16 protein-coding genes are annotated in these 24,599 nt (G+C 32.8%); 5 read left to right on the top strand and 11 right to left on the bottom strand.

Translation table 11 applies throughout. The features are described 5' to 3' along the window. Nucleotides 1–100: 100 nt before the first annotated feature. From B0A81_RS18675 to B0A81_RS18625, 11 genes are all read right to left on the bottom strand, one after another. On the bottom strand, nt 101–2,044 hold the full coding sequence (locus tag B0A81_RS18675; RefSeq protein ID WP_089059410.1) for an OmpA family protein: 1,944 nt from the start codon (nt 2,042–2,044) through the stop codon (nt 101–103). A 12-nt stretch (nt 2,045–2,056) separates the two neighbouring features. Continuing rightward, nucleotides 2,057–2,968 (bottom strand): PorP/SprF family type IX secretion system membrane protein, encoded by a 912-nt coding sequence (locus B0A81_RS18670; RefSeq protein ID WP_089059409.1) that lies wholly within the window; start codon nt 2,966–2,968, stop codon nt 2,057–2,059. 78 nt (nt 2,969–3,046) lie between these two features. After that, nucleotides 3,047–4,294 (bottom strand): gliding motility-associated C-terminal domain-containing protein, encoded by a 1,248-nt coding sequence (locus tag B0A81_RS18665; protein WP_089059408.1) that lies wholly within the window; start codon nt 4,292–4,294, stop codon nt 3,047–3,049. 85 nt (nt 4,295–4,379) lie between these two features. Beyond that, nucleotides 4,380–5,891: a hypothetical protein gene (locus tag B0A81_RS18660; RefSeq protein WP_123922211.1), complete on the bottom strand. Its 1,512-nt coding sequence runs from the start codon at nt 5,889–5,891 to the stop codon at nt 4,380–4,382. Between the two features lie 77 nt (nt 5,892–5,968). After that, nucleotides 5,969–6,877: a hypothetical protein gene (locus B0A81_RS18655; RefSeq protein ID WP_123922210.1), complete on the bottom strand. Its 909-nt coding sequence runs from the start codon at nt 6,875–6,877 to the stop codon at nt 5,969–5,971. Between the two features lie 1,877 nt (nt 6,878–8,754). After that, nucleotides 8,755–9,345: a helix-turn-helix domain-containing protein gene (locus B0A81_RS21670; RefSeq protein WP_165768091.1), complete on the bottom strand. Its 591-nt coding sequence runs from the start codon at nt 9,343–9,345 to the stop codon at nt 8,755–8,757. Between the two features lie 1,058 nt (nt 9,346–10,403). Then, on the bottom strand, nt 10,404–10,760 hold the full coding sequence (locus B0A81_RS18645) for a hypothetical protein (RefSeq protein WP_089059404.1): 357 nt from the start codon (nt 10,758–10,760) through the stop codon (nt 10,404–10,406). 465 nt (nt 10,761–11,225) lie between these two features. Beyond that, entirely contained in the window at nt 11,226–11,987 is a 762-nt protein-coding gene (locus B0A81_RS18640) for a LytR/AlgR family response regulator transcription factor (RefSeq protein WP_089059403.1), read from the bottom strand. 82 nt (nt 11,988–12,069) lie between these two features. After that, on the bottom strand, nt 12,070–15,087 hold the full coding sequence (locus tag B0A81_RS18635) for a histidine kinase (protein ID WP_089059402.1): 3,018 nt from the start codon (nt 15,085–15,087) through the stop codon (nt 12,070–12,072). A gap of 510 nt (nt 15,088–15,597) precedes the next feature. After that, a complete protein-coding gene (locus B0A81_RS18630) occupies nt 15,598–16,032 on the bottom strand; it encodes a LytR/AlgR family response regulator transcription factor (RefSeq protein ID WP_089059401.1) in 435 nt (144 codons plus the stop codon). A gap of 83 nt (nt 16,033–16,115) precedes the next feature. Next, nucleotides 16,116–19,145 (bottom strand): sensor histidine kinase, encoded by a 3,030-nt coding sequence (locus tag B0A81_RS18625; protein WP_089059400.1) that lies wholly within the window; start codon nt 19,143–19,145, stop codon nt 16,116–16,118. Between the two features lie 487 nt (nt 19,146–19,632). Between B0A81_RS18625 and B0A81_RS18620 the strand changes: the two genes are divergently transcribed. From B0A81_RS18620 to B0A81_RS18595, 5 genes are all read left to right on the top strand, one after another. Continuing rightward, entirely contained in the window at nt 19,633–20,049 is a 417-nt protein-coding gene (locus tag B0A81_RS18620) for a hypothetical protein (protein WP_089059399.1), read from the top strand. Nucleotides 20,050–20,319: 270 nt separating this feature from the next. Next, the gene (locus tag B0A81_RS18610) at nt 20,320–20,931 is read left to right on the top strand and encodes a hypothetical protein (protein ID WP_089059397.1); all 612 of its coding nucleotides are present in this window, start codon (nt 20,320–20,322) and stop codon (nt 20,929–20,931) included. 63 nt (nt 20,932–20,994) lie between these two features. Next, complete coding sequence (locus B0A81_RS18605) at nt 20,995–22,146, top strand: HNH endonuclease (RefSeq protein ID WP_089059396.1); 1,152 nt, start codon at nt 20,995–20,997, stop codon at nt 22,144–22,146. Between the two features lie 71 nt (nt 22,147–22,217). Then, nucleotides 22,218–22,796, top strand: coding sequence for a hypothetical protein (locus B0A81_RS18600; RefSeq protein WP_089059395.1), 579 nt, complete (start codon nt 22,218–22,220; stop codon nt 22,794–22,796). Nucleotides 22,797–22,961: 165 nt separating this feature from the next. Beyond that, complete coding sequence (locus B0A81_RS18595; protein ID WP_089059394.1) at nt 22,962–24,542, top strand: HD domain-containing protein; 1,581 nt, start codon at nt 22,962–22,964, stop codon at nt 24,540–24,542. The last annotated feature ends 57 nt before the right edge of the window (nt 24,543–24,599 follow it).

The raw sequence follows: 24,599 nt of genomic DNA, 5'->3' as shown, positions 1-24,599 counted from the left end.
TCCCGTAAGAAAAAATTTGAATCCCTTTACTATGGCCTCTTAAACTGATCTCACCATTTTTATAAACGGAGATTAAGCTTTATATTTAAAAATTTTACCATTACAGTTCTCTGATGATAAACTCACTTCTCCTGTTTTTCCCATGCTCTTCTTCTGTACATTTAACACCATCTGTACAATTATTCAATAATTCAGATTCACCAAAACCTCCTGCTGTTAAACGCTCTGGGGCTATACCATTCTTTATAAGCCATTCTAGGGTAGATTTCGCCCTGCGATCCGATAAGGCCTGATTATATTTTGCAGTATTTCTGCTGTCTGTATGTGAACGGATATCCAATTTTAAAGAAGGGTGCTTCACCATGACATCAAGAATTTTCTCCAGCTCAAAAACTTCATCTTTTTTTATTTCTGACTTATTTAAATCAAAGTAAATCATTTTTATGCCGAAACATTTTCCTAGATCATCACCTACGGCAATTCTGCATTTAGATTTATCAAGTTCTACGATGAACTCTTTTTTCTTGCTCTGTTTACCGGTCTTAAACTTCAGTTCCTTTGTGAAATAATCCTGTATTGAAGCCCTAAGGATATAGGAATCGCCCGCTTCAACAAAAAAACTGTAATTTGCAGTCGAATCAGCAATTACCTTACTTTTTAAAATCATATTGGCATCGTACAATTCCAGCGCTGCTCCGGGAAGCAATAAACCTGTTTCGGAATCAATAACATAGCCATTCAGCTCTTCTCTCTCAGGAATTATTTTTTTTGTCTCTAGAAAACTGTATATTTCGTCAGTGCCTGAATCATTTCTGTTGGATGAAAAATAACCTTTCCGAGATTTGGAATCGATAATATATGCAAAATCATCACCGGAAGTATTGATATCAGAGCCAATATTCTGTATAAAACCTACTGTATCATCATCTTGAAACTTTCCGACAAAAACATCCAGCCCTCCAAGTCCTGGATGTCCATCTGATGCAAAATAAATTTCACCTTCATCACTGATAAAAGGATAACTTTCCCTGCCTTCTGTATTAATGCCTGAACCAAGATTTTTAACTTCCCCAAATAATCCATCATTTATGCTTACCTTAAAAATATCAGACTGCCCTAACGTTCCAGGCCTATCAGACACAAAAAACAAGGTTTTTTCATCAGCACTTAAAGCAGGATGCGCACTACTGTAATCATCCGTGTTAAATGGCAGTTCTTTTACCTCCGTTATATTGTCCTTTTCAACCTTTCCGCTGTAGATCTTAAGCAAGCTTATACCTTTATGATTCTTTTTTAACTTTCCATTGCTGAAATTATTACCTGTAAAATAAGCCGTTTTGCCATCTTTTGTAAAAATCAGTGAGGATTCGTTAAATTTACTATTGGAACTGATAGTAACTTTTTCAGGCTTTCGTTTAGGATTTTGTCCTCTGGAACTATCAATATCTGCAACGTAAATGTGTGTGAAATACTGTCCCGTCCATCTATGTTTGCTTTTAACAAAATTACCTGTGTCCCTGGCTGATGTAAAATATATTTTACCAGATTTAACAAAAGCGCCATAATCAGAGTATGCCGAATTAAAAGTGCAGTCATTAATGGCGTATCTGCCTGAATTTAAATTTATTTTTTTTATATAATTTTTATCTTCTTTAATTAAAGCTGAACGGCTGTCGTTTTTATTTTTATCTCGAAATCTCTGCATTATTTCATTTGCTTTTTTTATCTGTCCTGCTGATTTTAAGCATTGTGCATAGCGATAATCATATTCAGAATCCTGCTGGTCATTAATAGCATACAATTCACCATACCATTTAGCAGCATCTTTATATTGAGAATTATAGTAATAAGAATCACCAAGCCTTTTGAACATGCTTTCAGATTTAAATCCTTTGGCAGCTATTCTTTCATATGTTTTAATAGCATCAATAAATGCATATCGTTCGAAATCCTTATCACCAGAACTCAAATCTTTCTGACAATAGATATTAGCTGAAAATGCGTTGAATATTATTAATGCGCCAATTGCAATGATTTTTTTCATAATAGATAGATTTTAAAAGAAACGTCCTGTAGTGATTCGATCATATTTTTTAAAAAACTCGAAGCGCAGAAAAATTTCGTGTGACCCGGAATTGTATTTTCTCAGCTTGGTAGTTTCACTGTCGTATCCATAACCAATATATAATCCGTCAGAAATCTGAAATCCAGCTATGGCACTTACTGCTGCATCCCATCTGTATGCTGCGCCAAGTGTAAGCTTTTCAAACAATAAAAAGTTTGCCGACACATCGGTCTGCAGAGGGGCGCCTTCAACAAGTTTAGTTAAAACGGCGGGTTTGAACTTTAAATCTTGAGAGAGATTAAAAACATAACCACCTATTAAATAATAATTTATCTGGTTTTTATAAATTGCCACATCATTATCATTATAATGCCTGGTCTGAATAAAATTAGGCACCGAGACCCCTATATATGCCTTATCTGAATGCCAGTAAACTCCAGCACCAATATTTGGAGAAAATTCGCTGATTGAATTTTGAAACTGCGTATCGCCTGATGTCTCTGGATTTAATTTAGCTATATCAAGACTGAATATAGCTGCCGTAGCTTTAATGCCAAATGACAGTTTCCAGAAATCTGATGTTTGAATAGAGTATGAAAAATCCGCAGAAATCTGATTTTCACTGGTAGGTCCAATTTTATCATTAATTAACGAAATTCCAAGTCCTAAATTGCTATTATTTATTGGAGTGTTAATTGAAACGGCATTGGTTTCCGGAGCACCATCCATACCGATCCACTGACTTCTATGCAGACCAAACACACTTAGCACTCCTCTAGATCCAGCATAAGCAGGATTTATATTAATAGTGTTGTACATATATTGTGTAAACTGCGAATCTTGCTGGGCATGACTAAAAAAGACGCTTAAGAGCGAAATACCCATTAAAAAATTTGTTCTCATATTATGATCAATAATTCGTAACCTAGCAGCTACCTTATTATTAGAATGTTTTTTTGCTTGTTTGATAATTGCTCCCGATTACCAGCTTAAATATAGGTATCCTGTCTTTTGTTTTATTTTTACCTTACTTTGATCCTTTAGATATAAAATGTAAAAGTATGTTCCAGCCGGCAGAAGCTCATTTTTACTAATTGTTGTCCTGCCTTCCGAGTAACCTTTAAAAAAATTATCATTGGAGCCGTAATTACTTGTTTCATATACCTTAACACCCCATCTGTTATAAATTTCAATTGTATTTTCACTAGCACATTCTGTTAAACCGCTAATTTTAAAATAGTCGTTTTTATTATCTCCATTGGGTGAAACCGCATTGAATACGGTTATTGTTCCGCAGAAATCTTCCGCAATACTGCTGAATCGTGCCAGCGTAAAAATGCCATAATCTGAAGCCTGCACAACTGTTGTGATTTCTTTTGTAGAGGAATCTGCAGCGCCTCCTTCATCTACCCATATTTTTTTTGAAGCATCCCAGCGGATAATATGCAGCTCGTCTAAGGGTGCTGCATAGATGGATGCCGGTGTTGTATCCTCATCCCATGTCAGGGTAATAAGCGCTCCGCTCTCTTGGTTTTCTTTCTCAACAATCCAGTACTCTTTATCATCAATCAAAGAAATCTCCTTCTGTTTATTTACATGAGGGTAGAGCAGGTTTGAATTCTCAAAAAAATATCTTGAGGCAAATACATTTTCAGAATTATTAAGAAATGAAATTGCAGAGTGGCGATACTGTCCCTGAGCACCGATAGGAAAATAAAAATCAGATCTTCCGTCTTTTTGAACAGATCCATTTACGAAAGAATCGTCACTGGCATTTACTGCTTGAGCACCTTCCATGAAAAAGAGTTTTCCCTTGTTCGAGATATTATCAATAATCCCTTTATCAAAATTAGAAACTCCAAATATTCTCAATTCATTTGACAGATAAAAGGCAGGTTGTACTATACTATTGCCAAATTCAGCATCATACCAGCTCATAGCGGTATTTCCAGAAATATTTTGAAAACCAAAGGTTCCGATCATATGTGTTGATCCAGATTTCAAACCAGCAGTAAATGTTACCGTACCATCATTATTATAATGATCATACAAATAGAAATCGCCATCATTTACCAATTTAGCTGTACTCTTGTTATCCATGGGTGCTACCGTCGACAGTATAGTTCCCGCACTAACATATAAATCTCCTAAATTGACCGTTTGTGCATAGTTGGCTTGCACAAATAATAAAAGCAGGAATAAAAATAAATGGCTTGAAATATTTTTCATTATTTTTTTATTTGTTGAACATTGATATCTTAATAGCTATAAAATAACTCCAGATACTTCTTACAATTATTCGTTTAATTATTTACTACAGTTTAGAGGGAAGGACAGGATTTGTAATTATTTTACATTTTAGCACTGTAATGGTAATCTCAGCAGGCGCCGACCGAAAAGCTTCATCCCCGTAAGGCTGGAATGTCCCATTCGGATAGGATTTCCCCTTTATAGAATATTTTATAGATGCCTTGCCGCTAAAAGAAGATAGCGGAAAAAATGTAACCGCACCTGTAACAGGGCTATATGAAAACGTTCCTTGGCTATCAGTTACTTGATAAGGATTTGCTGCCGCACTTCCGTCACTGTTTATAAACATGAATTGTGTCTTATCAATATTTTCCTGACTTCCTCCCGGAGTTCCAGTGGTTGGTCCGGCATACGCAATATCATTTGTCAGAGGACTAAGAGTAAAAGTCGTGCTTTTACAGGTTTCCCCTGTATCATCATTAGCTTTAGCGGCAAACGGCAGTGAAATATCTAAGTTCCAGATTTTATGTATATCGTTAAAGCTTCCCGTACTTGCAGCAAATCCAATTCTAAAATTTTCAGGAATTGAAGCATCGATGGTATGCTTGGTATCGGCTCCTCTAACATTCAAGTTATTAAAATCACTAGCATCAGGATTAGCATTTTCCTTGTAAGTAATAGAAGTGCGATACCAGTAGTTATCAATTACGGTGCTTACTATATTTTGATGCTGAATTTTAACTGTCACATTATATCCGCCTAAAGGATTGGGAGTCATGTCAATAAAAGCCTTTCGATAACCAGGACTTCGCACAAAGGGTGCATAGACTCCGGATCTTATATCGAATCGATCACCAGGATAAGTTACTGAAATATCATAAGCTCCAGTCGAACTATTCAGCACTGCACCTGACAAAAGACTATTAAATCTGGACCCTTCCAGAGTGCCTAAAGTAGTCAGAACAGGATATCCTGTATATCCTTCACCCTTCCCATTTGAATCAAAAGAATTGCCTCTAGCTCCTCGAAGAGTTACATGGCTTCTAGCAAAATCTTTCCAAAGAATTCCTGGCATATCAATACCATTGACTCTTTCGTCGGTATTGAAACGCATGTGTTTAAAGTTCCCGAAAACATCCAATGCTATGCCCAAATAAGCCCCCGAAAGGCCTTCCTTTCTATTTCCAGAATTAGAATTATTAGCTCTCCTAAAAGCATAACCTAATCCTGCGCCAGCGCTGCCACTGATTACGGGATTGACTGCCGCATCAAATAGAAAGACACTAATACCGTCTGCTCCCGTTCCGCCATAAATTGCGTAATTAAATGAAATTTTAATTCCGACAGAACTATTAAAAATCTTGTTATCGATAATTACAGCACCAAATTTAAAATTCTCAGCAGGCGTCAGCTCTAAACCTGTGGCAGTAAATTTTGCTGAATTCGCTCCTGATCCCGCAGGCAGCAAAACTTCTGATGGCTTTACTCCTGAAGTGAAACTTTGATGATATGGAAAATCTCCGTATAATTGAGCATATATCTTCTGATGCATTCCTAGAGAAATGAAAAGCATCATAACTGCATATTTTAATTTTCTCAAAAGACCATAATGCATTTTCATAATTTTATCTGTCATAGCAGTGGATATAAGAATTAATCTTTTACTTTAAATACGATATTCATATATGAATTTTCAGATATGACAGCCCCAGTCTTAATGGTATATGTAATTATTCCGGAAGCGGAAATTGAGACAGTCTCAAATATATCGGTATCGAAATACGTTATGAAATAATCTAAATCAGCAGAAGCCAGAACGGGTAGAACCGATGCATTGTTACTTCTCGCCTGGCCGCTTGCCTGCTGAAATCCAAATTGCTTTGTATATAAATTATAAACATCTATAGTTTGAGGTCCTTTTAAGAGTACCCCTGACTGATTGTGGGTTGGAATGGAGACTGATGGCGCGTAGAAAAATTTAGGCATGGCTGACCTAACCTGTTTAAGTAAACCAGATACAGGATCACCAACCAAAATTCTATCTGAAACTAAAGAATAGTTATTACCGTCATAAATGTAGCTGCTGCTGCCTGTCTGAAGACCTGATAAAGACAGGGTATTGTTAGCGCTGGCATTAATTACGGTCGGTTTTAATAATGTCCCTCCTAATTCAATTTTTAAGTCTTTAATTGATAAACCGTTGTCTGCCGACACCTTATTCAAAAGTGGAGTAAGATCTAAATTATTGCCTGACAATCCGTTTACGGTAGTAACAAGACTAGAACCGTTTAAACTGCTGGCCACAGAATTCACAACCTGCGTTACTGCACTATGTTCATTCACTACAGAAGTAATATTATTATCAGCATACGTTAATGAATTGCTTAAATCCTGCTTGGAAGCTGCTCCTACTCTAACCCATTTATCAGAATACCAGTAATAAAAACCAGGCTCTATATCGATCGTTGTTGCAGTATTGAATATCAACAGACCATTTACATTACCATTTGTAATTGTTTTGGAATCAGCAATTCCAGTCAATGAAACTCGAGGAATTAACACTCCTTTATTTGCAGAAACTACATCCAATAGTGATGAGGAGTTAGGAGCGGTCGTTCCAATTCCAACTTGTCCGTAACTTATATAACCTGCAGATAAAAATAGCAGCAGTAGGAAAAATTTTCTCATAATTTATTCTTTTAATCTTTAAACAGAAGTAATTTCAAATTGTTTTTTTGTTTTAAATAAGTTTTTTTTACTATTAAAAAGCATTGCGAGCACAATGCTGTGCATGCGGGTTTTAAATAAAAGAAAGCCATAACCTTTAAGCATCTTTTTCTCCCGAAGCCCACCCTTATCTTTTAGTATAATTTAAAGAATAATAAAACTGTGAAAGGATTTCAGTTCATATTATGATTTGTGCTCTTGTCAATTACACCAGCTCACAATGCTTAAATACATTATAAGTTATTCATTAATATTTTTTAAGTGTTAATAAAAGTTCTGGTCTTAATCTTTTTCAATCTTTAGTCTTAAAACCAGAAAAGAAATAATGAAAGCGAAGTAACATCATATTTAAAATTTATATGGATCATTTTAAAAATACAGTATCTCATTTTCATAAAACACTAATAAACAATCTTTTATAATTTATTTTTTTTTTTATGATCTATGGTTTTGATACATTAATAGCCGCAATAACCCGTATTTTAGTCTTTTAATACGCAAAGCAGCATCTATAAAAATGATTTTAGCAATAAAATGATTTTAAACTTTCAAGAACAAAAAAAGCATACCATATATCTTTGTCTGTTATACTGCTTTTATAACTGAAAAGAAATTATCAGAGATTATAATTTCTGGCTTTAGTTTATCTATAGGCAAGCCCTCGCATTGTTGCACTATTATCAAAGTAATAAAGGAGTAGATTTTTGAAGATCAATTCATCATCAGTTAGGAATGCTAATTGCTTGGGAAGTTAGTCCGCCACACCTGAATTTTTAAAGAAGGGCTTATTAGTAAAATTATACTTGCACAAATATCCATGCTTAGAAAATGGAGATAGCCAAAAACGAGAAATTAAGATACAAAAAAAGAGGCCGAAGCCTCTTTAAAATTAAAATGCAAAACAATAAAAATTATCTAATATCCATGATAATCTATTTTTTTTTGATAGAATCCAGAAAGAACTTTAATGATAATAGGAAACCTAAAATCTGCTTTAAGTATTCTGCTAATGAGACATCAAGAATCTCCATGCACCATTTACCAGTCCATAACCCTAACCTGCCCAATCCCATTTGTGTAAAGCGTTATTAAAGCGTTATGGGCGTAAAGCAGTTCGTCTAAGTTTGGAAAAAGCTGACTTAACTTAGCCCCTAAACCATTTGATCTCTTTCCCTCCCTTACTGCTTTACTTTTGACATAATTTTAGAATTAGAACTGAGAATGAATAAGTCCTAACTACCTACGCTCTAAATTATTATGCCAGCCCATAAAACTATAATTCCGTATATTTTTTTCTCGATAAATCTAATTACTTTTTAATACAAGCGTTTCTTAACTGATGTACAAAAAAGTATCTCAAGCAAAGGACTAATTATATCGTATTTAATATTCCTTCGTAAATTCATCTATTGGCTTTTAAACGACTGATACAGCTGCTGAATCACTAAAAAACACTACTCGATTTAAATAGTCTATTGTTCTTTATTCCATAATTGGATCCTTTAGCATATTAAACAAACATATTTTAAAAAAAATTGCGCGGCTAGACTCTCCCTTAAATACATATTCCATTATCTGTGCCTATTACCTAAAAAACTTTTCTGAACATCTAAAACAAGACAGAAATGCTATGCATGCGGATTAAAAGAACCTGCAATTCATATAACAAAAAATAAAACTTATTATTAAAATCACTTTTATAAGTTGCTGCACTAAAAAATATGCATCGCTACAAATTGCTGAGGAGTTTTTCTAAACTTACTTTTAAAATTTCTATTGAACGTCGCCCGACTGTTAAAACCTAAATTTAGATAGACTTCTTTTAGCAGGAAATCTTTGCTTTTGTGCGTTTTTATTTCCTCAACAAATGCATTTAGCCTATAATCATTCAGATAACTTTTAAAATTATTTTTTGTGCAGTAATTTATAGCATTAGAAATCTGAAAAACATTCAATCGCAGTTCTAAGGCCAATTGCTCCAAATTGTAATCTGCATTTCTCCACGGCTCTTCATTTTTCATATAAAGATCAATTTTTTCAAATATTAGCTGACAGGAAATATTTGCATTTTTTTCAAACTCCCTTTTCTGATCAGAGTTTTGGTTTGCCTGCAATTTTTTCTCTTTTTCGAAAAACAATATCGAATTGTACTTTTTAATCTCAGTGCCGTAGTATACAGTTATGAACAATACCATTAAATTGAATATCCACAAGAAGTGAAATGTATAGCTTTCATAACTATCGCTATGTTCCTGAAATCCTAAATAACTTCTTAAAAATAAATGTGCAGGGTATACTAACATTGTGCCACAGGTGAGAATAATTGTTTTTTTTAGCGAAAAAAACATATAAAATAACCAGGGAAACAAAAAAATATTCAAAAAAAAGCACAACAGAACTGTCTGATTTAAAAATCCATAGACAAGATCAAAAAGCAAAAATAAAACACAGTTAATATTTGTTAGCTTAACAAAATACTCCGGCGAAGAAAGATAAGATGCATAAGTTCCTAAAATAATGCCTACAAAAATTGCTCCTGCAAAAACTGCAACAAAATTTCCGAAATAGTAATTCAGGAAAATCCAAAAAAAATGCTTCAACAATAAAACCGGCAAGCAATATTTTACAAAATCACACTTTAATGCATTTATTTTTATTTCAACCTTATTCATTATAAATCACTTAAATAACTCATTTTTTACAAATAATACTGTTCAGTATTTAAAAACAATAAATATTGCGTTAAATATTACAATTTAACATCATTAAAATCTTGACTATATATTTACCGAATGGTTACAATAAATCTAATATTAAAGTAAATCACCTTATTATACAACTCCATAACTTTTAATTGATGCCTATTGGGAATCATCTCTATAAAAAAGTGGGCAGAATTTGAATTTACCACTTAAGCTTTTTAAAAATTTCCAATAAATACTGCTAATAAATTAATTGATTATCTGCTATAAATAAAATAGGAAAATCTTTTACTTAAGATACTGCGACGGCTTATAATAATTCTTAAATAAAAAACTTCTTAAATAAAAATGATTTCCCTATTTTTAACTAAATCAGAATGTATATTTAATATCTAAAGAACTGATGATCTTTTCAAGCTTTTACACAATCGTTTACATTTTATTAAAAGCCAATTAACAGTTATTCCCCCTAATTATCTTTAACAAAAATTGTAATATAAACCATAATATAAAAAATAGAAAAATTAACGTCCCATAACTATAAAATTTAATTTTCAGTTTATCATCATCATTCTTCACAAGCTTTTTTTTATTGTTAGTATTGACAGTTTATAAAATTTAAACCTATTTTTAATGCCTTGCTAGAGCTCGCAAAATATTTACGCGATTGAATTTATGCCGAAATCCATCTGTTTTATAATTTCAGACTTTAATGTAAAGCTATCTAGAAATCTGACCGTATCAGCACTAAATTTTAATTGATCAAATTCTTTCTTTGTTGAGACTATCAATAAAAATTTAACTTTAGATTCAATGAATTTTACATATATCAAATCATTGTAATCATGTACATTTATAAAACCAAATGAATATTCATTAAGCTTATCAGCACTAAATTCCTTTTCATTATTATTAGCATCGATATTAAACTTATCGCAGTAATGATTTTTTATAAATCTAAAAAAACCATTTGACGAATCATGAACCAAAATCTTTTCTTTTAGCATCTCTTTCATATTATTTTTTTTAAGTTAAGAATAATATAAACTGGCAGACCATTATACTATTCTTTAAATTCATAAATGTTCAACTCAAATAATCAATAAATGCAGCATTAAATATCCCTCCTGCGAAATTATTTATAAAAAACTCGTAACAACAGCAGCTGCAATAATTGCTTATATTTTCAGCAAAGATTACCCAAAAAGCCGGTGAATACTACCCAAAAGTAGTTAACGGTAGAATTTCCTGATTATCGGTAGAATCTTCAGATAATCGCAAATGCAGATAAAAGCCAGATCAATAATTTAAAACATAAAAGAGCCATGATCTGTTCAGATCTGAAAACAGATTATGGCTACATACTAGTTTAATAAGCTTTATTATTAACTAGTTATAAAAAGAAGCTAATCCAATAATGGAATTTTGCTAATTCATCTATATCCTTTTTTACCAGAAGTATTGAATCGAATTATAGCGAATTAATTTTTGATTTTTAAAAACCTGTTGAACAGCTCCTGTTTACGTTTGGAAATGGGAAGAAACATACCATTGAGCAACTCGCAGTAGCTGCCATCTCTTTTTATTATTCTCACTGTATACCTAATATTGATAATATAAGATTTATGAATACGAAAAAAAACAGCAGAATCAAGTACATCTTCATAGAAAATTAAATTTTTATTAGAAACATACTCTTTTCCGTTAACCAAATAAAATGTAGCATATTTACTGTCAGAGCCCACATAAAGTATATCTGAGGTTTTTATTAATTCAATTTTATCCATCGATGCCACTGCAATATAATCTCTGTTGTTTGAAATGTTTTTTTCAATTTTATCCATCTTCAGACTGCTGAAATCAAAATAGTTTTCCCTTTCTATTTTTGTAACTGCCTTATTAATTGACAAAATCAGCTCTTCAATTATAACTGGTTTCAAAATATAGTCTATGGCATTGTATTTAATCGCTTTTAAGGCGTATTCATCATGTGATGTAACAAATATTACCTGTGCCTTCGAAATTTTTATCTCGTCAAGCATTTCAAAAACTTCTCTTCCATTAAGACGAATATCTAAAAAAAGAATATCAGGCTCCATTTCATTTATTATACCGATTGCGCTGGTTATCGTTAACGCTTCACCAATTACTTCGATGTTTATACAGTATTTACCGATCAGATGCTTGAGAAGCAAAATATTATTCACCTCATCATCCACCAAAATTGCTTTGTATTTATTCATAATTCTTTTGTCATTGCAAGTTGAATTTTAGGCTGTATATTTCTACAGACACAAATTTTTCTTTTTTTAATATTTTAATAAATCAGTTCAATTTAAATCTAATAATCACGGTCGTTCCTATTGATTTAGCATTTAATTCATTGTCTATAATTCTAAAAGAAATATCCTGCTCGGAAGAAGATGCATTTAATATTTTTATGCGTTCTTCCACAATTGATGTTGACCAGGATTTATATTGGTGATTTCTTTTATTATTTAATTTTAATGCGGCAGCTCTTCCTATGCCATTATCTGTGATATTAATAATGAGATAATTGTTTTCCACGCAGCAATGGATTATTATTGTTTTATCATCTGACTCTTTTGGTGACAATCCATGAACAATTGAATTCTCAACAAAAGGCTGCACTAACATTCCAGGAATAAAAATATCCTGTGTTTTATCTATAGCATTGGCATTTATTGAGAAAATCAACTGATTATTAAGCTGCATATTATTAAGAATCAGATAGTCATTAATATATTTCAACTCTTCTTCCAATGATACAAGGTGCTGTTTTGAAATGTTTAATGTAAGACGGAGCAGTCTTGAAAATGCTCCAAAATATTTATTAGCTTCCTGCTCATCTTTGAGCAGGATAACACTCTGCATATTATTTAACATATTAAATATAAAATGCGGATTCATCTGTGCTTTAAGCGCATTGGTCTTCAAGGTTGTAATTTCCATCTTTCGTTCAAATATTTTCTTCTGTTTTCTTGCCTTTCTGATAAAAAACAATATCACAGATGATAATGAGAGCATAAAAATTAAAACGATAAAATAATTTGTCTTATAAAAAACCTGCCTCACATGAATCTTAATTTCGATTTGGTTTACTGTATCACTTCCTTGATAGTCTTTACCTTTAACATTCAGGATATAATCGCCTGCTGGAAGATTATATAACTTAATAATACCAGATGGGCCAGCATCAGCCCAGTTCTCTATATAACCCTTTATTTTATAATAATACGTGTTTTTTTCATTATTGAATAAATCATTAACAGCTACCTCAACTGAGAGATAATTTTTATCATATGGGATATTAATAATTTCAGAATTAGAACCGTATATAACAACATTTTTATTTTTACTTTCTGAAAAATATTCTGTTCTGGAAGAATAAATTCTGCTTTTAGTATCATTAAAATTAAAGCTTTCTGGATTAAATTCCGTTATGCCTTTTGTTCCTCCAAAGTAAAAAATCCCTGTTCTGCCTTTATGAAATGCATTAATATTAAACTGGTTTTGGGAAATCCCATCTTCATCATAATAATTATTAATTTTTAGAGATTTTTTATTTAATTCGGCCAAGCCGTAATAAGTTGAGAACCACATTTTTTTATCGCTTTCCAATATACCGCAAATATTGTTATTGCATAATCCTCTGCTCTGATCAAAAATTTCTATTTTTCCTGTTTTAAAATTTAAAAGAATTGCACCCGAATTATTTGTTCCCAGCCAGATATTTTTATTTTTATCCTCATGAATAACTAAAAAAACTTTATTTTTCAGCAGTGGATTTTTATCCAGAAAATTAATAGCTTTTTTTCCTTTTATTTTCAAAAACAAACCGTTAGAAGAAGATATCCATAAATTTCCAGAGCTCGTTTTCAAAGCATTGGTTAGATGGACTCCCTCAAAACCTTCAGATTCAATTTTTAACTTCTCCAGTATTTCTGTCTCTGGATCAAAAGTAAAAAGACCGCGGTTAGTGCCAATATAAAAGCAATCATGAGACATTTTTTTAATAAAGGTTACTTTAAGATTATTAGGAAGAAAAAAATTGGGCATAATTTTTCGGGTTCCCAAATTAAGTTTATCAATCCCCCCATGGTAGCTTGCCAGCCACAAGATGGAATCATTACTCATTGCCAATGAATTGTAGCCAATGGAGTCGCTTACTTTTGAAACTATTTTATCATATAGGCCGTACTTCAAAATTCCAGAACTAGAAAGTGCAAATAAGCTGCTATCTCTGTCAGATACAATTGCTTTTATGCTAGGATCGGAGTTATTATAATGAAAAGTATTTTTGAACAGCTGATGTTTTACTTTTAGCATATAAATATTATCAGGAGTAGAAAAATAAATTACATCATTTTTAGCCGTATTTAATTTATAACTTATTATTAAATTTTTTAAAACAATTGAATCAGAATATTTAATACTTTGTTTTTCTTTATCAAAGACCCCAATACATAACGTTTTGCCAGAAACAGAGAGCACCTTACCTTTCTGATATATAAAGCCAATATCCAATCCGGGAAACTCAAACATCTGCAGGTCAATTTCTTTTAAATACTCATAATTAATTTTTTTGTCCCGAACACTAAAAGTCCCGTTTTGATTTTTAGGAAACATGCGTCCATTTTCTATAAACACATAGTCTTTGATAATACTACTCATTGAGTTTTTCAATTTTCTATAAAAATGCATCCCTTTATCGTCTATAATAAATAGACTTGACCAAGATTTAACCAGCATCCTTCCATCCGCTAGCTCACGTATCACTTTTAGCCGCTCATTATTGCTTTCTAACATTTTATCGACAGAAGCAGGACATTCTACAATTTTACAATTATAAAATCTGTCAAACTTGATTATGTAATTTTCCGATATGCTCATCCAAATATTACCTTTCCGATCCAGAACTGCCGCTATATCAAAAGGGTTAACATATCCTGTTTCTTTAGATTTCCATTTTCTGTATCTTACTTTAAACGTTTTGGGGTTTATTATGCTGCATCCATACTGCCCGATGGCCCAGATATTACCATTAAAATCTTGCAGCCAGCTAAAAACCATAAGGTCTGTTGAAATAGCATTTTTTTTATCTTTATTATAAAACTTATATTCTATTTTGTTTCTTCCGTCATATTTATAGAATGAATTTTCTTTATTTGTACAATACCATATTGCACCGTCCTTATCCACAAAAGGCGGGCTGGTTACGAAATATGTATTCTGTTCCGTACGGACAGAAATATTTTTTAACGTATAATTCTGACTTAGTGCAGTGAAGGATATCAATAGAAAAATGCCTCTTATAATCATTTCAAAAACGGAGTGAAAATGCTCTTAAATATGGCTATAATTTAACAAAAAAAAAAATAATAGTTTAAGACATGCCCATAATAATCCAACTAGTTTCAATTGAAGAAAATAACAAGTAAATACCTAAAAAAAAAGAAGCTTTTTGATACCTCATTACAGAATAGTATTAATAAAAAACAAAAAAAACAATTAATTGTCGCTGTGTGAAGAGTGATTAATAAAAAGGAAAATCATTTGATAGCTAAATAAGGGAAGAAATCTTTTAAAATACAGTTTTTTTTCTAGCCAGAAGACGGTTTAATACGAAGCAATTTCGATATTTAAAGAAGAAACTACACTTTCTGATGGGGCTGAACTTCATAGCCTAACAAACATTAAATCCATCAGCAATGCTTTTTAATTTTTAATCATGAAGAACGATTATGAAGCCTAATTGCTATATGCAAAACGAAATAAAGCTGATTCTACTCAATAAGCATAAAAAACTTCCGTACTATTTTTACATCAGACTCAAAGGCTTTTATTTTTTTTGCGCCTAATCTGCAAGCCTTTATTAAAATCAAAATACTGTTTCTGTTCGATTTTTCTTACCGCCCTGTTTACTGAAATAATGAGATCCTCTATAATAACCGGTTTTAGAATATAATCGATATCAATATATTTCATTGCCTTCAATGCATATTCGTCATGCGAAGTGACAAATACAGCTTGAGCTTTATAAATTTTTATATGATCCAGCACTTCAAAAATATCTTTGCCATGGAGCCAGATATCCAATAAAAGTATATCAGGTTCAAGTTTATTTATTAATGAAACGGCGCTATCAGCTGTGAGTGCCTCCCCAATAATCTCAATATTTACACAGTGCCTTCTAATAAAATGTTTAAGCAGTAGAATGCTATTTATTTCATCATCTACAATAATTGCCTTGTATTTATTTATCATTTTTACAGCAATAATTTAAAGGTTAAGTTGCAAAGCACCAGCACTATTTGCTGAGATACTATATTGATTAAAAAATATCAAGATTATCGTATTTTAAAGCTGATTATAACTGTTGTGCCTAATGCTCTGCCATTAAACACATTATCTTCAATAGTAAAGGAAATATGCAGTGATTTAGAAGAGGCATTCATCACATTGATCCTCTCTCTAACAATTTCTGTCGACCATGATTTATGCGCGTATTCTCTTTTTTTAACTAATTCTGATGCCGCTTTTCTGCCAATGCCATTATCTTGTATAATCACAAAAAGGCAGTCATTTTCTATAAAACACTTAATTTTAATTATTTTATCACCTTCTTCTTTTGGGGACAATCCATGAATGATTGCATTTTCTACAAAGGGCTGTATTAGCATTCCTGGAATAAAAAGATTGCTTACATTTTTTATTGCATCGCATTCAATAAAAAATTCCAGCTTATTATTCAGCTGAAGATTATTGAGCATTAAATAATACTTTATATACTGAAGTTCATCTTCCAATGAAACCAATTCCCTTTTTGACATATCGAGAGTCAGACGCAGAAGTCTGGAAAACGCACCAAAATATTTATTTGCCTCTGACTCGCCTTTTAAAATCATTATGCTCTGCATATTATTTAAAATATTAAACACAAAATGCGGATTCATCTGTGCTTTCAACGCATTTGCCTTTAAAGCTATAATTTCTTTTTCTCTTTCGTACCTTCTTTTCTGTTTTTTGGTCTTCCTTCTAAACTCAAAGATTATAAAACAAGCTACCAAGATAGTCGCGAAACCTAAAAAAAAAGGATTTTTAAAAAAAATCTGTTCTACTTCTATTCGTATACCTATCTTATTCACTGTTTCAGAACCTTCAAAATCCTTTCCCTTGACTTCCATCAAATAATCACCAGCCGGCAAATTATATAATTTTATGAGACCAGAAGGGCCTGCGTTTAGCCATCCATCAGTTAAGCCATCAATTTTATAATAGTATGTGCTTTTTTCATGATCGTACATATCATTTATAGTGAACTCAGCCGAAAAGTAGTTTTTATCGTAAGGCAGTTTAATCTTTTCAAAATTATGAACGTAATCAGTAACATTTTTACTTTTTATTTCGGAATAATATTCCTTTTTTGAAATATAAACCCTGTACTGTTTCTTGTGGAATTTGAAATTTTTAGGGTTTAATTCCGTAATTCCATTTAGTCCTCCAAAGTAAAAAGTATAATTGTCTTTTTTATGAAAAGACCTCATGTTGAATTCATTATCAGAAAGCCCGTCCCGAACATAAAAATTATTAAATTTTTTTGTGTTCTTATTCAGAACAGATATACCGTAAAAAGTTGAAAACCAAATTTGCTCATAACTTTCTAATATTCCGCACACAGTATTATTTGACAATCCATTAGTCTGATCATAAACTTCCGTTTTACCGGTTTTAAAATTCAAAAGGGCAGCACCGGAATTATTGGTTCCGATCCAGATATTTTTATTTTTATCTTCATGAATAACTAAAATAATTTTATCTTTAAAAAAACCACTTTTAACAGAATAATTCAAAAATTGTTTTCCTCTCCTTCTGAAATAAAGACCTTTATCAGTCGCAATCCACAATATTCCATTACTGCCTTTTAAGACGTCATAGACAAAAAAATCTTTTCGAATCCCCTGTGTTTTATATCTCTCAAATTTACTGCTGCTTTTAATAAAAACAAATAGGCCTTTTTCAGAACCGACCCACAAAGAATCTGCTGATTTTTCCTTTATGAATATCGAACGTAATTTCTCTTTTCCTTCATGTCGAAAGGTTTTTATTTTGCCGCTATTCAGATTAATGGATTTTATAAAATTATCTTCAGCAACAGCCCATAAAATAGAATCATTTTGAATGAGTAGCGAATTATAGTAATTAAATGGATACTGGAGATCTATAATTTTTGACAGAGTATTTTTAAATGTATTCAATTTAAAAAGCCCATGATAAGAACCAATATAGAGATTCCCATATTTATCAGACACAATTCCGCGGGTACTGATTTTATAGTCTTCATTTTGAATATGCTTTTTAAATCTGCCATCATTAGCTTTTATCATAAAAATATTGTCATTAGTGGAAAACCATACGACATTATTTATTCCTGCCAATAAACGATTGTTAATAATGCTATTTTTAAAATCTACTGTATCGGTAATCTTAAAAGGAATTGCATTTTTAGTAACTGAACCAATAAATAGATTATTCTCATCAACTGTAAAAAATTTTGATTTTACATGCAAAAAATTATCATAGGGATATTCGAACATCTGCAAGCCAAACTCTTTCAAATATCTGTAAGTGTATTTTCTTCCATTGAAATGGTATGTACCACTTCTATTTGCTGGAAAAATTACACCATTTTCAGCAAAATGGATCTTACTACTATCATACTTCAGCTTATCTACATAGTGGATGCCACTGTTATTGAATATATACAGATTTAAGACTGATTTTATTAAGAACCTCTCGCCTTTTAAAACTTTTAGCAGTTTTAGCTTAATTTTTGCAGATGAACTATTAGGAGCAGCCTCTTTTTCTTTCAACTGTTCTGGGAAACTGAATATCTTCTGATGATATTTTCTATCAAATCGTATTATATAGTCTTCACCCAGGCTTACCCAAATATTTCCTTTATGATCTAAAATTGATGCCAGAAGTTGAAAATCTCTTAAATTAGACTTACTTGGTTTCCATTTTATATATTTTAACTCGAAAGTTTTTGGATTAATAATATATGCTCCTTCAATTGTAATAGCCCATATATTATCATTTTTATCCTGAATCCAATTATATACGCTTGCTGTAGAAATAGTAACTCTTTTTCTGTTTTTAATATAAATACTATATTTAATCTGATTTCTTCCATCGTATTTATAAAATATTCCCTCACTATTTACCGCATACCATATAAAACCGTCTTTATCTATGAAGGGTTCACTGGTTAACAGATCGGTATTAAGTTCATTGCGGACTGGAATACTTTTTAAAGTATAATTCTGCCCAAAAGTTTGATGAGCAAACAATAAAATAAATATTACTCGTAAAATCATTTAAGCGGATATTTAAACCAAGTATAATAAAAAGGTGAAACCAAAGTATGCAATAGCAGATTTTTGAACATTTTATTTTCATAAAGGAGCTACAAATAACTGGAGTTTATAATGCTATGTGCCTTTTTTCATTCTTAAAATCTCTTTAATATCCCATAAGGATTTTTATCCCTAATTTATCATTTTCATTTTCTAAATAAATCTTTCTGCACACCGTAAAAGTAGACTCAATATGATGCTGGGAAAACCGCAAAGTAGTAAACGGTCATTTTACTTGATTAAACGGAAGAATTCTCCGATTAACGTATTGCAAAATAAAGAGTCTAATAAGTAAAAAGCAAACTAAAAAAAACCTTTCATTCTTAAGAAAAAATGCTTCACTTAATATTTCTTTTACCCAAATTTTAAAAAAATACTATCTTCAGCTTAAACATTAGTAAAAAACCGCTTAAAGCCAATTAAAGCTGTCGAGATCTATGCACTGATCTTGAAATTAAATGAAGACGACCATCAGGGCATCAGGTATCTCCTGCTGGAAACATTGTTCGCTTCAAAAGATTACAAGCAGGCTGAACTGCTGCTGGATAAATATTCGGAAGATTATTCAATTGAATTTAGATTTGGGTCAGTCGCACTGAATATCCTTCAGAATAAATTGCAGCAGGCAGAGAAATGTATGCAGGATGCGGCGCTATTAAATGAATTCTTTATAGACGAAGTGATCAGAGGCAAACAAGTAAAGCCGCTTCCATACAGAATCCCGGGCGTACAAAATTTGGACGCAGGCGTTCCTATAGGCTCTTTTCAAGAGGCATATGATTATTGGGAGAGAAACAGGGGCTTATATTCCAATAAAAAAATCATAAGCTATTTCAAGTCATACAGATCTCCTATTGCCAAATAATTTCCGTATGTACGATGGCGCTTTAGCCAATAGTACCATTTAAAATAAACATTCACACGCATTAGCGGCACAGACTTATGAAAAAACAGCAGATTAGTCTTCTCAATGAATTATTTGAAAGAAAGAATAAAGTTTTTCTTGACGGAAATTATAATATACTGATTCATAGCGTACTTAATACAATCCAACTGCCCCAATTGATTGATTGCGAGCTGACGATGCCAAATAGCGAGCTGAAAGCTTCGGTAGAATCAAATCTTTTGAAAAGAATTGGAGACCTATAAAAATGGTTCAAAAGTTTATTCAAAGCTTTATATTGAATTAAAGGAAAGCGATTACTCAAAAAGGCAAAGAATTAGAATTTTATTGTATGCTCTTTTGCCTAACTTAAAGAAAATATATTACGAAGATTTTTTTAAAACGTTTTACCATTCAAAATATCAAAATGATATAAAATATGCATTGAAAATATATGATGCTGTAGCCAAGCCAACACTTGACTCGCTTCTTTTGAAAGATTATCAGCAAAACGGCAATGAATCTTATTTGGAGGCATTGGCGGAATTCGGAAATGAAAATCTATTGGCATTGAACATCAATGAAATATGGTTGCAGAATCCCAGCGGATATCTTAAGAACAAATTGATTAAAAGGCTGATGCAAAATCATATGAAACAGCTGGAGTTTATCGAACAGGCCAGCCCGGAACACTTTCTTTTTATATTATGCAGTTCGAAAGAAGCAAGCGATGAAGCCATAATCAAATGCTTCAACGAAATAGCTGACGAAGCCAAACATTTTGCAATTTATAATTTAAGCAGGACAAGACGATGGAAGCTGGTGGAAACTGAAATAAAAAAATATATTGCAGCTAATAACTAAAACTTAAAAAAATAAGCTCAAAGGTATCATTTACTAGTTAACACTTTGCGCAGCCTGATTTATATGAGTACTACAACATTTGATAATTTGACGAGAAGTGCCATCTGGGCGGCAAATAAGAATCTATGCTTCTACTGCCGCCAATCTTTGGAATGGGCAGATTTAGAGATTGGCCACATAATCCCCGAATCCCTAGAGGTTAAAGTGAAAGAATTTGAAATGGTAAAGAATGATTTGGGACTGGATAAAGATTTTGATCTTAACGGCCTTTACAATTTGGTTCCCACCCACAGCAAATGCAATTTGAGAAAAAGCAATGATCTTTTTCCTAAGAGCGCCAACCTATATTATCTTGCTCTTGCTGCGAAATCTGAAGCAAAAGTCAAAAAAGAAATCGAGAAGCTGACAAAAAAGAAAAATAGGGGAATAATCCTTTCCAAACTTCAGGCGGCTCTTTCAGTAAATATTGTAAATACCGAAGAATTAAAAAATATATTGCGGGAAGCCGAGACAAAAAATTGGGAAATCAGGGAAATTAAACTGCCTGCAGGGATAGAATTTATTGATGAAATTTATGATGTTTTCTATTTGAATACTGATTTCTCGATTCTTTTGGATAAAAAATTAATGATTTACAATGATAACGAATATTTGGAACTATCCAACGATGCAGACGATAAAATAAGAGTCTCTACTTTAAATGAATGGAAGGACGCCAGTGTAAAGGGGTTTTATCCGCTGACGACCTATGCAATTAAAATGTCACACAGCTTTACCTTTTTCGAAGAACTAATAGAAGCTGTTAAGAAGGCCAAAATGCCTAAAGTCTCCTTTATCAGCGATCCTTGGATAAATATCAATATGCTTGACTATTTATCTCCAAATATTCTTTTTGACATGGAAGGCAGGCTGAAAGAGTATGTCCTCGAAGGGGTCTCTATTGGTGAATTGGTAAGAAGAGGAATTGTAAAAGGGGACAGCTCTCCAGGCATTTTCGAATTCAGTTTGGAATTTGAAGGCTTTGAAACCTCATTATCGGAACAATTTAGAGCGGATTTCAATGATGATGGAATTGAAGACATTTTCGTAAGAGGCTGGACAAGATCCATTCAAGGAACAATGGGTTTTGGTTTTACTCAAATTTTGACAAGACCCTCCAAAAAGCATCTTATCGATATAGTACAAGCTATAGATGAGACTCCAGGAAAAGTTTAAAATTAATCTGGCATTAGGAAACTAAATACCGTGTTGGAAACTGCCATGAGCAACAATACACAAAGAAAAGCATGAAAGAAACCATACAAAACATCATTGGCGACCAAATTAATAAATTGAACGCATATCTTGAGGCTATCGAAAAAAATGGCCTGAAGATCCAATCGATCGATATAGACAGCACTTACCTTGCTGAAAACTACAGACAAACCCAGACGTTTTCAAAATGCACGGAATTTAAGAGCCTGAATGAAAGCCTTCCAAAAAACAAACCGATATTATATTGGTTCAGCTTCGATACGGAAAAACTGAATAATGAAAGCATGCTGCAGGCACTGGAAAGCATCAGGGGACTTGCCGGAAAAAGAAAAATAGCGGAACTGCCGAAAATCCAAAGGGAATCCAGCGGAACGCTTTATGTGGGCAAAGTGAAAGATAAATTCCATTACAGGTTTGTCAATCATTTGGGCCATTCCGTAAATGGCGAAACTGGAAGTCTGCAGCTCACCTACTGGTACGACACCTTGCTGTATGGCAATCTAAAATTAAACTACATCGTTCTGGAAGAAGAGATGAAGCCCCTGATTGGGATACTTGAAATTGAACTGGCCAAAAAATTAAAGCCCCTGCTGGGTTCCCACAAAAATTAGCGAAGTACTTATCCATAATATAAAATCAAGTATAAACCCCCTGTCCCAGCCTTAAAAAAGGTTTTATTTTTACGCGCAAACCTTCAGTAAAGACATGATCAGCCCAATGGCAGGCGGCATGCTTCGCAAGATGAAGAATTAAAGATTTATACTAAATGAAAAATTATGATTTACAATTACAGAGATAATTATTACGGAAGCATTCTTGACCCCTTGCACGGCGATATCAAACTGTCGGAAATTGAAAAATGGATCATACAGCATCCCATCTTCACCAGATTGCGAAGGGTGAAACAGAACACCTTCCTTTATTATGTGTTTCCCTCGGCAAACCATACGAGATTTGAGCACTCTATCGGAGTAATGCATCTGGCGGGAAAAATATTCGATTCCTGCAAGGAAAATTTCGCAACTGGGCAGAAGAAAAAAGAAAAGTATTTTATAAAGGGCAAGAGCAGTTTCTATAATCTAAACAATCTGGAGGAACGGGAAGAAGTTTACTATCAGGAGCTAAGATTGGCTGCCCTTCTGCATGATATAGGACATGGTCCGCTATCCCACCTTTTTGATAAATTCGCAATAAGCAAGGATGCTTTTCTGAAGATTGCCGAAGAATCAAAAGTGCTCAAAAATTATTATTCGGCTTTCGAAAAGCTGATCGCGGCCAATAAGAATAAAGTGGAGCATGAAATCATTTCATGCGCATTCATCTTTATCCTAATTGACGAATTAAAGATGAGGCACATAACCGATGAACATAAATTTTCGCCTTCAGCCAAGGTCATTATTGAAAGCCTATCCGCTGAGAGGATCGTTAAACTGATTGAGCCTGATTTTGAAAATCTGCAGGAGTTTACCGATTCAAAAGAGAATAACTACACCTCTTTCTTTTCGCGCATAATCACATCATTTCCAATTGACGCCGATAGGATGGACTATCTTTTAAGGGACAGCTATTTCTCAGGAGTAACCTACGGCATCTACGATATCAATAGGATCTTCGCATCATTTATGGCTACCAAAGATGCCGATAATAATGTGTATCTGGCCTATAAGGAAAGCGGGTTGGACTCCATGCTGCGATTTATCCAATCCAGATCCCATCTGTATAATCAGGTCTATTTCCATAAGACAAACAGATCGGCCAATTCTATGCTCGCTTATGCAAGCGCTTCAAGTAAAACATTAGGCACCAAGTTTTTGGAAAAGAGCAAAACGATACAGGAACTGATGGATTTTTACATTAAAAACAGCGATGAAGTCTTTTTGAATTACACTGCAAAAAAAGAGGTGGTAATGCAGGATTCGGAAAAAGAGGTTCTGGAAGAATTATTGAAAAGAAAATTATTCAAGAGAGTTTATCAGGTAAAAATCATATTAACCAGGGACAACTTCGATGACTTTGATAAAATAGAAAAAATAAAGGAAGCCATAAATGAAAGATTAAAACCTTTGGTAGCCGATGACATATTTGCAACAACGGATATTTACGAAAATAAGACCTTCAAGGATTCGGATATAAAATGCATCCAAATTGCTCAAAAAAGCAATGGAGGCTACGAGTTTAATGCGCAATGGGAAAGTGTAAATAAAGAATTCTCGCTGATGAATATGAATGTCGTGATGGTGAGGATCTACTTGAGAAGGACATTTACCAGTTCCAATGATTTTGAAAAGAAAAAAGAAATAATTAAGCAAATCGTTTCTGCAGAAATCTCTGAACTGGAAAAGTATGCAAATAGTTGATCTGATAAGAACCTTATGATTAATGAAAGACAATCATGAATCTGCTCATAGAATAAA

Origin of the sequence: Flavobacterium plurextorum, from assembly GCF_002217395.1 — a bacterium.
Lineage (GTDB): Bacteria > Bacteroidota > Bacteroidia > Flavobacteriales > Flavobacteriaceae > Flavobacterium > Flavobacterium plurextorum.
Note: the sequence above shows the minus strand (reverse complement) of the source record. Positions and strands in the feature narration are given on the sequence as shown.

What these genes read in the sequence shown, in the direction of transcription:
- B0A81_RS18675 (WP_089059410.1), bottom strand. Translation starts at nt 2,044, where the DNA reads ATGAAAAAAATCATTGCAATTGGCGCATTAATAATATTCAACGCATTT.
- B0A81_RS18670 (WP_089059409.1), bottom strand. Translation starts at nt 2,968, where the DNA reads ATGAGAACAAATTTTTTAATGGGTATTTCGCTCTTAAGCGTCTTTTTT.
- B0A81_RS18665 (WP_089059408.1), bottom strand. Translation starts at nt 4,294, where the DNA reads ATGAAAAATATTTCAAGCCATTTATTTTTATTCCTGCTTTTATTATTT.
- B0A81_RS18660 (WP_123922211.1), bottom strand. Translation starts at nt 5,891, where the DNA reads ATGATGCTTTTCATTTCTCTAGGAATGCATCAGAAGATATATGCTCAA.
- B0A81_RS21670 (WP_165768091.1), bottom strand. Translation starts at nt 9,345, where the DNA reads ATGTTAGTATACCCTGCACATTTATTTTTAAGAAGTTATTTAGGATTT.
- B0A81_RS18645 (WP_089059404.1), bottom strand. Translation starts at nt 10,760, where the DNA reads ATGAAAGAGATGCTAAAAGAAAAGATTTTGGTTCATGATTCGTCAAAT.
- B0A81_RS18640 (WP_089059403.1), bottom strand. Translation starts at nt 11,987, where the DNA reads ATGAATAAATACAAAGCAATTTTGGTGGATGATGAGGTGAATAATATT.
- B0A81_RS18635 (WP_089059402.1), bottom strand. Translation starts at nt 15,087, where the DNA reads ATGATTATAAGAGGCATTTTTCTATTGATATCCTTCACTGCACTAAGT.
- B0A81_RS18630 (WP_089059401.1), bottom strand. Translation starts at nt 16,032, where the DNA reads ATGATAAATAAATACAAGGCAATTATTGTAGATGATGAAATAAATAGC.
- B0A81_RS18625 (WP_089059400.1), bottom strand. Translation starts at nt 19,145, where the DNA reads ATGATTTTACGAGTAATATTTATTTTATTGTTTGCTCATCAAACTTTT.
- B0A81_RS18605 (WP_089059396.1), top strand. Translation starts at nt 20,995, where the DNA reads ATGAGTACTACAACATTTGATAATTTGACGAGAAGTGCCATCTGGGCG.
- B0A81_RS18600 (WP_089059395.1), top strand. Translation starts at nt 22,218, where the DNA reads ATGAAAGAAACCATACAAAACATCATTGGCGACCAAATTAATAAATTG.
- B0A81_RS18595 (WP_089059394.1), top strand. Translation starts at nt 22,962, where the DNA reads ATGATTTACAATTACAGAGATAATTATTACGGAAGCATTCTTGACCCC.